Source organism: Burkholderia sp. Bp9015, from assembly GCF_003853505.1.
GTDB lineage: Bacteria > Pseudomonadota > Gammaproteobacteria > Burkholderiales > Burkholderiaceae > Burkholderia.
The window spans coordinates 1-13,749 of sequence record NZ_QTPZ01000055.1 but is presented as its reverse complement, the minus strand read 5'-3'; the positions used below and the strand labels follow the sequence as shown (position 1 = coordinate 13,749).

The following is a 13,749-nucleotide window of genomic DNA, read 5'->3' as shown; positions in this document are numbered from 1 at the left end:
CGCGATCGTCTTCGCACCATACGAAAGCCGGCTGCGGTGCCGGCTTTCACGCGTGGCGCGGAACACGAACCGTCAGGGGGAAACTGCACCGGACGTCGCATCCGCGTCCAGTATCCCACAAGCCGGGACGACTCGATCGCGTGTCACTCGAGCCTGGTATATGAGCCGATTATGCGTCTTTTCAAGTCCGCGCGCTCGACGGGATGCTGCAAAGCAAAGCCGGAAAAACCCTGAAAATGGGTTCTTTACAACGTCCCTCTAAACGTCTAAAAATTCCCCTTGACACTCAAATAAAGAGCGCCAACAATCAAGCTGGCACTTTTTTCAACTCGCCGGTTGGCGAAATGAAAGAGGCCGAAGGTGAGCTTGTGAGGGGGGAACGGCTGTATTTTCCGGTCGTTTAGCTTTTCGAGCGTGCTCGTGGTAAGTAGCAGCGACTGTGTGACAGGGGAAGTAGGAAATGGCAACTGGTATCGTTAAGTGGTTCAACGACGCGAAGGGCTTCGGTTTCATCACTCCCGACGAGGGCGGTGAAGATCTGTTTGCGCACTTCTCGGCCATCAACATGCAGGGCTTCAAGACCCTGAAGGAAGGCCAGAAGGTGAGCTTCGAGGTCGTTCAAGGGCCGAAGGGCAAGCAAGCGTCGAACATCCAGGCCGCGTAAGGCACCGGATATCAGACGAAGAAACCCGGCATTGCGCCGGGTTTCTTTTTTTTTCAGGCCGGCCACTCGTTAATTCGATTGGCCGGCCTTTTCGTTCAATCCCGATAATCGAACACGTATTGTCTTGTTGCACGCGCAGATCGAATGCCGTCATGCGCGTGAAACATATTCGATATCCGTTACACGACCTTCAGCGTGCCCATCATGCCGAGATCCTCGTGTTCGAGAATGTGGCAATGAAACATGCGCTCGCCGGGCATGTCTTGCGTGACGAGTAGCGTCACGGTCTCGCCGCTGCGCACGTTGACGGTATCGCGCCATGCGCGGAACGGTTCGCTCGTGCGCGTGCCGTCCGACGCGCGCTCGATCACCTGGAATTGCGTGCCATGCAAGTGGAACGGGTGATCCATGTCGGTGGCGTTGCGCAGGGTCCAGCGCTCGACGTCGCCGCGGCGGCTGGTCAGCGTCGCGCGATGCGGCGCGTAGGTCGCACCGTTGATCATGAAGCGCATGCCCGCCGGGCGGCCGTGTGCCGGCCCTTTCATCATCGCGTCCATGTCCATCTTTTCGCCGAACTCGATCGTCTTCTGCGCGACCGGCTCGCCGAGCGCGGGCACCCTGCGCAGCGTCGCGGGCAGCGCGCGCGCCGCTGCAGGCGCGAACGCGACATCGGCGAGCGCCAGCGCCGGATCTGGCGGCAGGCTGCCGTGGCCGCCGTCGTGCGACATTGCCATCTTGCGGCGGTCGTATTCGGCCGCCTGCAGCACCGCGCGTGACGCGCGGTCGCCGGCGCGCACCAGCAGTTCCGCACGCTCGCCCGGCGCGAGCAGCAGCGACGTCACGCGGCGCGGCGCGTCGAACAACCCGCCGTCGGTGCCGACCTGCTCGAACGCGCGGCCGTCGTCGAACGCGACGCGCAGGTAGCGCGCGCTGCATGCGTTCCACACGCGCCAGCGCTCGTCGCCCGCGACGTCGATCTGCGGCCGGCGCGCCCCGTTGACCAGCACGAACTGGCCTTCGCGGCCGTTCATCCAGTCCATCATGTCGTTCGGCGGGATCGTGCCGTCGCGCGCGAGCTTCAGGTCGGATACGAACAGGTTGCGCTCGGGCCAGCCGGCGAGCGGGTCGTCGGCGGCGCGCACGATGAAGGGCCCCGCAAGCCCGCGGAATACCTGTTCGGCCGTCATCATGTGCGGATGGGGGTGATACCAGTAGGTGCCGGCGCTGCCCTTCGGCAGCGTGAAGCGGTACACATGCGACGCGCCCGGCGCGACCGGATCGGACGGATTGCCGTCCTGGTCGGGCGGCACCGGCAGCCCGTGCCAGTGGATCGTCGACGGTTGCGGCAGCTTGTTCACGAAGCGGATCTCGACCGTGTCGCCCTCGCGCACGTCGATCAGCGGGCCGACGACGGGCCCTTGCGTGTCCGCGCCGAACTGCCAGAACGTCGTCGGACGCGCACCGTGCAGCATCGCACGCGCGACCGGCTGCGCGACCAGCGTCGCGCGGAACGTGCCAGGTTCGCGGCTTTCGTTTGCCAGGATGCGCAGCGACGCGAGCGGCGTGCCGGCCGGCAGGGCATCGGCCGCGGCGAGCGCGGCCGGCGCCGGCTTCGCGTGCTGCGCGTGGTCCGCCATTCCCGACATGCCCGGCATGTCGTCCATCTGATCCATGCCGGCCATGCCCGCGTGACCGGCATGCTGCGCCCATGCGGCGCGCGCAAACAGCGAAGCGGCCGCGACACCGATGGCGTGCGACAGGAAGGTTCTCCGTATCATCAATCGTTCCTCGTTATTCGTGCTGCATCGCGCGGCCGTCGCGACCTGCGCGCGTGCCGGCACGGGGAAGCGCCCGTGCGACGCGCAATCCGATGCCCGCGTCATCATAACCGCAGCACTCGGTCGAAACGCCGCGACACCGCGCGAGCGTCGATACGCCGCACGACGCTGCCGGCCCGACGATTCGCGCGCCGCGCGGGCCGCGTTTTCGCTCATCGAACGACGCCGCGGGCTCCGCTGCCCTCACGCCGGCCGGGGCGATCGACGCCTTGCGTCACCCGCTTTGGTCACGCCCGATCGAAGGCATTTGCTGCCGCTGCGCATCGCGTCATCGACGCGTCGCGCGCCCTCTTTGCCTGAACCCCTCGATTTTTCACGATGTGGAACAAGTCTCTGCTTTATAAAAATTCGTGGTGCACGGCACAAATTCGCTGTTTCGCGATGCCAAAAATCATTCCGCAATACAAAACACACCAAATATCACATTGTTTTAAAAGGAGAATTTTTGTTTCGAGAAAGCGTTCTACGCGCACCATCGAGCGCGCTCGCGGACGTAGACTTTGTTCCATGCACTGACGCTTCGCCACGACGTTCGATACGGAACCCGGCGCAAGCAGCCAGTCGGGCCACAGCCGGACGCGCCGGCGGGCGGCACACCAGAATCGCTTGTGATCAGAAAGGGAGAACGGAAATGAAGGGATTTCGCTTTGGTTCAGCGCTCGGGTCGTTCTACATCCTGCCGGCAAACGGCGGCTGGGAAGCGACGTTCGGCAACGCCTCGCTCGGCGCGTTCTCGTGCCCGGAAGTGGCAGCCGACCACATCTCCCGCGGCGACTGCGAACAGCCGTCCGAACTGGATACGGCCACGCTCGAAGTGCCGCACGAAATCGCCGAATGGGAAATCGTTCACGTCTGAATGGCACGCCTGCAACGAAAAACGCCCCGGGTCACCGGGGCGTTTTCATTATCGGCGGGACGGCGAGCCGCCAGGCCCGCCGCATCTGCTGTTGCCGTTGCCAGGACGCGCGCGGTGGCGCGGCCGGCGTCAGGCGACTGCGTCGACGATGCCGTTCAGCGTTGCGCTCGGGCGCATCGCCTGGCTCGTCAGCTCGACGCTCGGACGGTAGTAGCCGCCGATCGCCTGTGCCTTGCCCTGCGCGGCCGACAGTTCTTCCAGGATGCGCGCTTCGCTGTCGGACAGCGACTTCGCGACGCCTTCGAACTGCGCCTTCAGCGCGGCGTCCTCGGTCTGCTCGGCCAGCGCCTGCGCCCAGTACAGGCACAGGTAGAAGTGGCTGCCGCGGTTGTCGAGGCCGCCGACCTTGCGCGCCGGCGACTTGTTCTCGTCCAGGAACTTGCCGGTCGCCTGGTCGAGCGTCTTCGCGAGCACGAGCGCCTTCGGGTTCTGGTAAGCGTTGCCGAGGTGTTCGAGCGACGCGGCCAGCGCGAGGAATTCGCCGAGCGAATCCCAGCGCAGGAAGCCTTCCTCGACGAACTGCTGCACGTGCTTCGGTGCCGAGCCGCCCGCGCCCGTCTCGAACATCCCGCCGCCGGCCATCAGCGGCACGATCGACAGCATCTTCGCGCTGGTGCCGAGTTCCATGATCGGGAACAGGTCGGTCAGGTAGTCGCGCAGCACGTTGCCCGTGACCGAGATCGTGTCCTTGCCCGCGCGGATGCGCTCGAGCGAGAAACGCGTCGCGTCCACCGGCGTCATGATGCGGATGTCGAGGCCGTTCGTATCGTGATCCTTCAGGTAGCGTTCGACCTTCGCGATGATCTGCGCGTCGTGCGCACGTGCCGGATCGAGCCAGAACACGGCCGGCGCGCCGGTCGCGCGGGCGCGGTTGACCGCGAGTTTGACCCAGTCCTGCACCGGTGCGTCCTTGGTCTGGCACATGCGCCAGACGTCGCCCGACTCGACCGCATGCTCGAGCAGCACGTTGCCGGCTTCGTCGGTGACGCGCACGACGCCGTCGGCCGGGATCAGGAACGTCTTGTCGTGCGAACCGTATTCCTCGGCGGCCTGCGCCATCAGGCCGACGTTCGGCACGCTGCCCATCGTGACGGGGTCGAATGCGCCATGCTGCTTGCAGTCCTCGATCACGGCCTGGTAGACGCCCGCGTAGCAGCGGTCCGGAATCACGGCCTTCGCGTCGTACAGTTCACCGTCCGGGCCCCACATGCAGCCCGACTCGCGGATCATCGCCGGCATCGATGCGTCGACGATCACGTCGCTCGGCACGTGCAGGTTCGTGATGCCCTTGTCCGAGTTGACCATCGCGAGGCGCGGACGCACCGCGTACTCGGCCTTGACGTCGGCTTCGATCGCTTCGCGCGTGTCGGCCGGCAGGTCCTTCAGGCGCGCGTACAGGTCGCCGATCCCGTTGTTCGGGTTGAAGCCGGCCTGCGCCAGCACGTCCGCGTGCTTCGCGAGCGCGTCGCGGTAGAACACCGACACGAAGTGACCGAACAGGATCGGGTCCGAGACCTTCATCATGGTCGCCTTCAGGTGCACCGAGAACAGCACGTCCTGCGCCTTCGCGTCGGCGATCTGCGCTTCGATGAAGCTGCGCAGCGCCTTGCGGCTCATCACCGAGGCGTCGATGACTTCACCGGCCTTCACGGCCGTCTTTTCCTTCAGCACCTTCTTCACGCCGTCGGCCGTCGTGAGTTCGATCTTCACGCTGCCGGCATCGGCGATCAGCGCCGACTTCTCGCTGCCGTAGAAGTCGCCTTCGGTCATGTGCGCGACGTGCGCCTTCGACGTGGCCTTCCATGCGCCCATCTTGTGCGGGTGCTTGCGTGCGTAGTTCTTGACCGACAGCGGCGCGCGACGGTCGGAGTTGCCTTCGCGCAGCACCGGGTTCACTGCGCTGCCCTTGATCTTGTCGTAGCGGGCCTTGACGGCCTTCTCTTCGTCGCTCGACGGCTCTTCCGGGTAGGCCGGCAGCTTGTAGCCCTGCGCCTGCAGTTCGGCGATCGCGGCCTTGAGCTGCGGCACCGACGCGCTGATGTTCGGCAGCTTGATGATGTTCGCTTCCGGCTTCAGCGTGAGCTGGCCCAGTTCGGCCAGATCGTCGGAACCCTTCTGCTCCGGCGGCAGGACGTCGGCGAATGCCGCGATGATGCGGCCGGCGAGCGAGATGTCGCGCGTTTCGACGGCGACGCCCGACGAGCGCGTGAAGGCCTTGACGATCGGCAGCAGCGAATAGGTCGCGAGCGCGGGCGCTTCGTCGGTGAGGGTGTAGATGATCTTGGGCGAAGTGGACATGGTCGATGCGTTGCTACGTGAAAATTTGGGACTGAGGAGCGCCGGCGGTAACCGGCGGGGAGCGACCGGGTCGATCGCGAAAGGGGCGTGCCGGCTAGCCGGGCGGTGGTGTTGCGAGGGCCGTCATGTTCTACCTTGCAGGGCACCCGGGCCGCATCGCGGCGCCGCGGCCCGCATGCCGGACCGCCCTGCCAACAAACCTGCCGTTCATGAAACGCCCCGGCGCCGGCAGTAGGCGCCGGGGCGGCCGGCGGTCCGCCGGCCTGCCCCGGAAGGGACTTACATGTTCTCGATCAGCACTTCGCCGAAGCCGGAGCACGACACCTGCGTCGCGCCTTCCATCAGACGCGCGAAGTCATACGTGACGCGCTTCTGCAGGATCGACTTCTCCATCGCGGCGATGATCGTGTCGGCCGCTTCCGTCCAGCCGAGGTGGCGCAGCATCATTTCCGCCGACAGGATCTCGGAACCGGGGTTCACGTAATCCTTGCCCGCGTACTTCGGCGCCGTGCCGTGGGTCGCCTCGAACATCGCGACCGAATCCGACAGGTTCGCGCCCGGCGCGATCCCGATGCCGCCGACCTGCGCGGCCAGTGCGTCGGAGATGTAGTCGCCGTTCAGGTTCAGCGTCGCGATCACGTCGTATTCGGCCGGACGCAGCAGGATCTGCTGCAGGAACGCGTCGGCGATCGAATCCTTGATGACGATCTCGTTGCCCGTCTTCGGGTTCTTCACGCGCATCCACGGGCCGCCGTCGATCAGCTCGCCGCCGAACTCCTTCTGCGCGAGCGCATAGCCGGCGTCACGGAACAGGCCTTCCGTGAACTTCATGATGTTGCCCTTGTGCACCAGCGTGACCGACTTGCGATCGTTGTCGATCGCGTACTGGATCGCCTTGCGCACGAGACGCTCGGTGCCTTCGGTCGACACGGGCTTGACGCCGATCCCCGAGGTTTCCGGGAAGCGGATCTTCTTCACGCCCATCTCTTCCTGCAGGAACTTGATGACCTTCTTCGCCTGCTCGGAGCCCGCGGCCCATTCGATGCCCGCGTAGATGTCTTCCGAGTTCTCGCGGAAGATCACCATGTCGATCTTTTGCGGCTCGCGCACCGGCGACGGCACACCCTTGAAATACTGGACCGGACGCAGGCAGACGTAGAGGTCGAGTTCCTGGCGCAGCGCGACGTTCAGCGAACGGATGCCGCCGCCGACCGGGGTCGTGAGCGGCCCCTTGATCGACACCACGTATTCCTTCAGCACCTGCAGCGTCTCGTCCGGCAGCCACACGTCCGGACCGTACACCTTGGTCGCCTTCTCGCCCGCGAAGATCTCCATCCAGTGGATCTTGCGCTTGCCCTTGTAGGCATGCGCGACCGCCGCGTCGACGACCTTGATCATGACCGGCGTGATATCGAAGCCCGTACCGTCGCCTTCGATGTAGGGAATGATCGGCTGATCGGAAACGTTGAGCGAGAAGTCCTTGTTGACGGTGATCTTGTCACCGCCCTCCGGAACCTTGATGTGCTGATACGGCATGATCGACTCCAGTGACGTGGCTGAGCAGGTGATGCTGGTCGAAACTGCGCGCGCGGCGAGGTGGCCTTGCCACCTTCGTGACGGCAACAGCGAGCCGCTATTCTAGCGCCCCAACCGGGGCCGGCGGCACGAAGCGCGACGCTGCGTATCAAGTCTTCCCTTATGTCTTATATAAGACAGATGACTTGCCGTTCCGTATTATGCATTAAGATTCCGCCATTTGCCATAGACCGCCCGTCCCGCCGCCCCGCGGCACGCCGGGCGGGCGCCCCGCCATGACCCTGATCGCCCTCAACAAGCCGTTCGGCACGATTTGCCAGTTTTCCGCGCACGAGACGCGGCCGTCGCTCGGCGACTGGGTAACCACGCCCGGCGTCTACCCGGCCGGCCGGCTCGACGCGGACAGCGAGGGCCTGCTGCTGCTCACCGACGACGGCGCGCTGCAGGCGCGCATCGCCGAGCCGCGCCACAAGCTCGTCAAGCGCTACTGGGCGCAGGTCGACGGCGCGCCGGGACCGGCCGACCTGAAGGCACTCGCGCGCGGCGTCGATCTCGGCGACTACGTGACGCGCCCGTGCCGCGCCGAATTCATCGAACCGCCCGAGGCGCTGTGGCCGCGCAACCCGCCGATCCGCTATCGCGCCGCGATCCCGACCACGTGGATCGAACTCGCGATCACCGAAGGCAAGAACCGGCAGGTGCGCCGGATGACGGCCGCGATCGGCTTCCCGACCTTGCGTCTCGTGCGTGTCGGCATTGGCGCGCTCGACATATTCGCGCTCGGCATTGCACCGGGCGAAACAATCGCGTTGCCGCCGCGGGCCCCCTGGGACGGTTTCGCACGCACCGAATGATGAATTCGGGACGCGCGAATTTTTCGTCATCTTTTTCGTCAACCGCCGGCGAAGATCGTGCGTTAAACCACGCAGATGCCAACCTTAGCTATCCGGCATTGGCAGCCGAACCGGTATTTCCGTGTTTGCGTCACGAAAGCGACGTTTTCTTCGAATACGATTCGGCGCCCGCAGCGCAAAGAGAAATTTCTCGAAGCGTCTGTCAACCGAAAGGTGGATGGCACCGTTAGACGACATGACTCCTATTGCCGGGTCATTTGGTTAATTAACTAAAGCTGAGGAACACAACATGAACAAACTGATCGCCGCTCTGGTCGCTGGCCTCTTCGCAACGGCAGCATTCGCACAAGCTTCGGCTCCGGAAGCTGCTTCGGCTGCTGCTCCGGCAGCTGCTTCGGCACCGGCAAAGCACGCTGCCAAGAAGCACCACGCAAAGAAGAAGCACCACGCAGCTAAGAAGGCAGCTAGCGAAGCCGAAGCACCGGCAGCTGCTTCGAACTAAGCAAGCTGTTTGTAATAACGCAGTCAAGAACACGCAGTCTTGCCGTTCTTACGGCGTTGAAAGGCAGATCACCGCGAGGCGATCTGCCTTTTTCTTTTTTGTGCCCGCCGGCGCGCTTCGCGTACCATGCGGGTCTCGTTTTCCCGATAGGAGCCCTGCTGTGCGATTCTCCCTGCGCCCGTCGCTCGGCCGCCTTGCGCGCGCCGCCGTGTTTCCCGCCGCGCTCGCCGTCCTCGCACTCGGCATGCAGACCGCCCACGCCCAGATGCCGCCCGGCGCCAAGCAGCCGGGCGAGTTCCCGCGCGTGAAGCTGCGCGCCGGCATGTACGTGATCGACGCGGCCGTCGCCGCGAACGACGCCGATCGCGAACAGGGGCTGATGTACCGGTCGCAGCTCGCGCCGAACGAAGGCATGCTGTTCGTGTTCAACGAGAACGCCGTGCACTGCTTCTGGATGAAGAACACGCTGATCCCGCTGTCGATCGCGTTCGTCCGCGCGGACGGCACGATCACCGACATCGACGAGATGAAGGCCGAGACGACCGACAACCACTGCCCGCGCAACAACGGTGTCTATGCGCTCGAAATGAGCAAGGGCTGGTTCGCGGCGAAAGGCATCAAGCCGGGCATGAAGCTCGACGGGCTGCCCAAGGCCCAGTAATCGCCATCGCCGCGGCACCGCCGCGCATCGACCGCAGCCGGCCGCCCTGCTTGTTGGGCGCCGGCTTTTTTTTCGCCGGCCGGCGGCCGCGGCCGCCTTGATACGGCGCACCTTGCCCGCATCTGCAAAAGCCACGGACAAGCGCTATGCTTTAAATCTCGCTTGTTTCAGCCCGGGCCGGCGCCGCCGTCCCGCTTACGATCCGAACCACCAGGAGGTTCACGTGCCCCGCAAAACCCCCATCGAGCGCTATCGCAATATCGGGATCAGCGCTCACATCGATGCCGGCAAGACCACGACGACCGAGCGCATCCTGTTTTACACCGGCGTGAGCCACAAGATCGGTGAAGTGCACGACGGCGCGGCCACGATGGACTGGATGGAGCAGGAGCAGGAACGCGGCATCACGATCACGTCGGCTGCGACCACGGCCTTCTGGAAAGGCATGGCCGGCAACTACCCCGAACACCGGATCAACATCATCGACACGCCCGGGCACGTCGACTTCACGATCGAGGTCGAGCGCTCGATGCGCGTGCTCGACGGCGCGTGCATGGTCTACGACTCGGTCGGCGGCGTGCAGCCGCAGTCCGAAACCGTATGGCGCCAGGCGAACAAGTACAAGGTGCCGCGCATCGCGTTCGTCAACAAGATGGACCGCATCGGCGCGGACTTCTTCCGCGTGCAGCGCCAGATCGGCGAGCGCCTGAAGGGCGTCGCCGTGCCGATCCAGATTCCGATCGGCGCGGAAGATCATTTCCAGGGCGTCGTCGATCTCGTGAAGATGAAGGCGATCGTCTGGGACGACGAAAGCCAGGGCGTGAAGTTCACGTACGAAGACATCCCCGCGAATCTCGTCGAGCTCGCGCACGAATGGCGCGAGAAGATGGTCGAGGCCGCCGCGGAAGCCAGCGAGGAACTGCTCGAGAAGTACCTGCACGACCATGAATCGCTGACCGAGGACGAGATCAAGGCCGCGCTGCGCCAGCGCACGATCGCCAACGAGATCGTGCCGATGCTGTGCGGCAGCGCGTTCAAGAACAAGGGCGTGCAGGCGATGCTCGACGCGGTGATCGACTACCTGCCGTCGCCGGTCGACGTGCCGGCCATCCTCGGTCACGACTTCCACGATCCGGAGAAGCCGGCCGAACGTCACCCGAGCGACGACGAGCCGTTCTCGTCGCTCGCGTTCAAGATCATGACCGATCCGTTCGTCGGCCAGCTGATCTTCTTCCGCGTGTATTCGGGCGTCGTCGAATCGGGCGACACGGTGCTGAACGCGACGAAGGACAAGAAGGAGCGGCTCGGCCGGATCCTGCAGATGCACGCGAACGAGCGCAAGGAAATCAAGGAAGTACGCGCGGGCGACATCGCGGCGGCAGTGGGCCTGAAGGAAGCGACGACGGGCGACACGCTGTGCGATCCGGCCAAGCCGATCATCCTCGAGAAGATGGAATTCCCGGAGCCGGTGATCTCGCAGGCCGTCGAGCCGAAGACGAAGGCCGACCAGGAGAAGATGGGCCTCGCGCTGAACCGTCTCGCGCAGGAAGATCCGTCGTTCCGCGTGCAGACCGACGAGGAATCCGGCCAGACGATCATTTCGGGGATGGGCGAGCTGCACCTCGAAATCCTGGTCGACCGGATGAAGCGCGAGTTCGGCGTCGAGGCGACGGTCGGCAAGCCGCAGGTCGCGTATCGCGAAACGGTGCGCACGACGGCATCCGATGTCGAGGGCAAGTTCGTCAAGCAGTCGGGCGGGCGCGGCCAGTACGGGCACGCGGTGATCACGCTGGAGCCGAACCCCGGCAAGGGCTACGAGTTCCTCGACGAGATCAAGGGCGGCGTGATTCCGCGCGAATTCATCCCGGCCGTCGACAAGGGCATCACCGAGACGCTGAAGAGCGGCGTGCTCGCGGGCTACCCGGTGGTCGACGTGAAGGTGCACCTGACGTTCGGCTCGTACCACGACGTCGACTCGAACGAAAACGCGTTCCGGATGGCCGGCTCGATGGCGTTCAAGGAAGCGATGCGCAAGGCCAAGCCGGTGCTGCTCGAGCCGATGATGGCCGTCGAGGTCGAGACGCCCGAGGACTTCATGGGCAACGTGATGGGCGACCTGTCGAGCCGGCGCGGCATCGTGCAGGGGATGGAAGACATCGCGGGCGGTGGCGGCAAGCTGGTGCGCGCCGAGGTGCCGCTCGCGGAAATGTTCGGCTATTCGACGTCACTGCGCTCGGCGACGCAAGGCCGTGCGACGTACACGATGGAGTTCAAGCACTACGCGGAAACGCCGGCGAACGTGTCGGAAGCCGTGATCAACGCGAAAGTGAAGTAAGCGCGGCGCACCTGCGCACTGCTGCGCGGCAAGTACGAGCCCGTCCGGTTCCGGACGGGCTTTTTTTCGTCCGTCGAACGCAGCGATGCGACCGGCCGGCGACGTTTTTGATCGGCACGCCAGGCATTTTTTTCGCATGCCACAATGCATCGCGATTCGTCCGACGGAACCCTGCCGATGCCACGCCGCCCTGCCCTGCGCCGCCTGCTGATGCTGTATGCCGGCCTCATCGCCGCGAACGTCGCCGTCTGGCTGTGGGCACTCGCGGTGCTGCGCGACCATCCGCTGCTGCTCGGCACCGCGGCGATCGCGTACGGGCTCGGCCTGCGTCATGCGGTCGACGCCGATCACATCGCCGCGATCGACGTCGCGACGCGCAAGCTGATGCAGGACGGCCGGCGTCCGGTGACGGTCGGCCTGTTCTTCTCGCTCGGCCACTCGACGATCGTGATCGCCGCGACGCTCGGCATCGCGCTGAGCGCGTTCGCGCTGCGCGACCGCTTCGACGCATTCCGCGAGATCGGCGGCACGATCGGCACGGCCGTGTCGGCCACCTTCCTGCTCGTGCTCGCGTGCATCAACCTGGTGATCCTGCGCGACGTGTGGCGGCGCTATCGCGGCGCGCCCGATCACGCGCACGACGCCGCGCATGCACATCCTCCGGCCGGCCTCGTCGGTCGGCTGCTGCGCCCGCTGTTCCGCTTCGTGTCGAAGAGCTGGCACATGTATCCGGCCGGGGTGCTGTTCGGCCTGGGTTTCGATACTGCAACCGAAATCGCGCTGCTCGCGATCGCGGCCGCACAGGCGAGCCACGCGCTGCCTCTCTATACGGTCATGCTGTTTCCCGCGCTGTTCGCGGCCGGCATGACGCTGATCGACTCGACCGACAATGTCCTGATGATGCATGCGTACGGATGGGCGATGGACGACCCGCGGCGCAAGCTGCTCTACAACGCGAGCATCACGCTGCTGTCGGCGGCCGTCGCGCTGGCCATCGGCGGGATCGAGGCCGCCGGCCTGCTCGCCGACAAGCTGTCGTTGACGGGCCCCGTGCGCGATGCGCTCGATGCACTCGGGGAACGCTTCGGCGCGATCGGTTACGGCATCGTCGCACTCTTTCTCGTCGCCTGGATCGCGTCGATCCTCTGCCATCGCTGGCCGCGCGCTGCCGACACGACGGCGCGCCAGACGTAGTCAGACGTTTCAGTTCGGAAACAAAAAGCTCACGACGACGTATCGCACGCTGTCGCGCACTCCGTGCGCGCCTTGCGCCGCGGGCATAGCCGGCCGGTGGCACGAATCTCGCAGTTAGGGATTCGCACGGCGGGCCCGCGTGCCGACTCGTGCTCGCGGCTGGCCTCCGGCGCCGGCCGGACACACGTCGGCCGCCGAAACGACACTGCATCGTTGCTGGTCCCCTGCTCCACACGTTGATGAACGCGCGTGTCGAGGCATCGCGCGCATCGGGAGGCCAATGATGAGCAGAACGAAACAACTGTCCCGCACGACGGGACGGTGCTATCGCATGACCCTGCTGGCCGCAGCCGCGATTGCGTGCTGCTGCTCGTATGCCGTCGCGCAGGACACGACAACCGTCGTTCCTGTGACCGTGCTGCCGGGTGACGGCACTTCCACCACCCCATCCGCCCAGATCGAGCAGAATGCGGCGCCTGACGCCACGTCCAGCGCGGACACCGTGATGATCTTGGCCGAAAACGCTGCGTCATGTGCGGCCAACCCGGCCGCTTGTGCGGTGCGTGTGTATGCCGGCGGCGGCAATGGCGGAAATGGCGGCCTCGGTAGCGGCGGAACGACCGGAAGCGGGAGCGCCAGCACGGGTAGCGGCGGAAACAACGGCAATGGCGCCGTCGGCCCCGCAGGCGTCGGCGGGACAACGGGCGGGACGAACGGCTCGGTTGGCTCGGGGGGCACCGGCCGCGGCGGCAATGCCGCCGGCAGCGGGGGCTCGGGCGGTGGTACTTCGGGCGGTGGTACTTCCGGGGGCGGTACTTCCGGAGGCGGCCATGGTGGCGGTGGCGGCTCCGGCGGTGACGGAGGCCATGGCGACGGAGGCCACGGTGACGGAGGTCACGGCGATGGAGGCCACGGTGACGGAGGTCACGGCGATGGAGGCCACGGCGACGG

The 13,749-nt window shown here is 65.4% G+C and carries 11 protein-coding genes; 8 read left to right on the top strand and 3 right to left on the bottom strand.

Annotated elements, in window-relative coordinates; translation table 11 throughout:
* Window positions 1-203: 203 nt before the first annotated feature.
* Together DIE12_RS38325 and DIE12_RS35480 are read left to right on the top strand one after the other, a co-directional pair.
* Complete coding sequence (locus DIE12_RS38325) at window positions 204-404, top strand: hypothetical protein (protein ID WP_185641051.1); 201 nt, start codon at window positions 204-206, stop codon at window positions 402-404.
* Window positions 405-460: 56 nt separating this feature from the next.
* Window positions 461-664 carry a cold-shock protein gene (locus tag DIE12_RS35480; RefSeq protein WP_004196460.1) on the top strand — a complete coding sequence of 68 codons (204 nt, stop codon included), beginning with the start codon at window positions 461-463 and terminating at the stop codon, window positions 662-664.
* 179 nt (window positions 665-843) lie between these two features.
* Here DIE12_RS35480 and DIE12_RS35475 read toward each other — a convergent pair whose 3' ends face one another.
* Complete coding sequence (locus tag DIE12_RS35475) at window positions 844-2,442, bottom strand: multicopper oxidase family protein (RefSeq protein WP_124523863.1); 1,599 nt, start codon at window positions 2,440-2,442, stop codon at window positions 844-846.
* 691 nt (window positions 2,443-3,133) lie between these two features.
* Between DIE12_RS35475 and DIE12_RS35470 the strand changes: the two genes are divergently transcribed.
* Window positions 3,134-3,358 carry a hypothetical protein gene (locus DIE12_RS35470; protein WP_044845583.1) on the top strand — a complete coding sequence of 75 codons (225 nt, stop codon included), beginning with the start codon at window positions 3,134-3,136 and terminating at the stop codon, window positions 3,356-3,358.
* 129 nt (window positions 3,359-3,487) lie between these two features.
* Here DIE12_RS35470 and DIE12_RS35465 read toward each other — a convergent pair whose 3' ends face one another.
* Complete coding sequence (locus DIE12_RS35465) at window positions 3,488-5,716, bottom strand: NADP-dependent isocitrate dehydrogenase (protein WP_044845582.1); 2,229 nt, start codon at window positions 5,714-5,716, stop codon at window positions 3,488-3,490.
* Between the two features lie 279 nt (window positions 5,717-5,995).
* Window positions 5,996-7,252: an NADP-dependent isocitrate dehydrogenase gene (gene icd, locus DIE12_RS35460; RefSeq protein ID WP_044845581.1), complete on the bottom strand. Its 1,257-nt coding sequence runs from the start codon at window positions 7,250-7,252 to the stop codon at window positions 5,996-5,998.
* A gap of 275 nt (window positions 7,253-7,527) precedes the next feature.
* Here icd and DIE12_RS35455 point away from each other — a divergent pair, with 275 nt between their 5' ends.
* The 5 genes from DIE12_RS35455 (at window position 7,528) to DIE12_RS35435 (ending at window position 12,798) form a co-directional block, all read left to right on the top strand.
* Entirely contained in the window at window positions 7,528-8,106 is a 579-nt protein-coding gene (locus DIE12_RS35455; RefSeq protein WP_124486986.1) for a pseudouridine synthase, read from the top strand.
* A 289-nt stretch (window positions 8,107-8,395) separates the two neighbouring features.
* The gene (locus DIE12_RS35450; RefSeq protein ID WP_072465376.1) at window positions 8,396-8,608 is read left to right on the top strand and encodes a hypothetical protein; all 213 of its coding nucleotides are present in this window, start codon (window positions 8,396-8,398) and stop codon (window positions 8,606-8,608) included.
* 160 nt (window positions 8,609-8,768) lie between these two features.
* Entirely contained in the window at window positions 8,769-9,269 is a 501-nt protein-coding gene (locus DIE12_RS35445; RefSeq protein WP_044845579.1) for a DUF192 domain-containing protein, read from the top strand.
* A gap of 223 nt (window positions 9,270-9,492) precedes the next feature.
* Window positions 9,493-11,604, top strand: coding sequence for an elongation factor G (fusA, locus tag DIE12_RS35440; protein WP_044845578.1), 2,112 nt, complete (start codon window positions 9,493-9,495; stop codon window positions 11,602-11,604).
* A gap of 177 nt (window positions 11,605-11,781) precedes the next feature.
* Window positions 11,782-12,798 carry a HoxN/HupN/NixA family nickel/cobalt transporter gene (locus tag DIE12_RS35435; protein ID WP_260426328.1) on the top strand — a complete coding sequence of 339 codons (1,017 nt, stop codon included), beginning with the start codon at window positions 11,782-11,784 and terminating at the stop codon, window positions 12,796-12,798.
* Window positions 12,799-13,749: the final 951 nt, after the last annotated feature.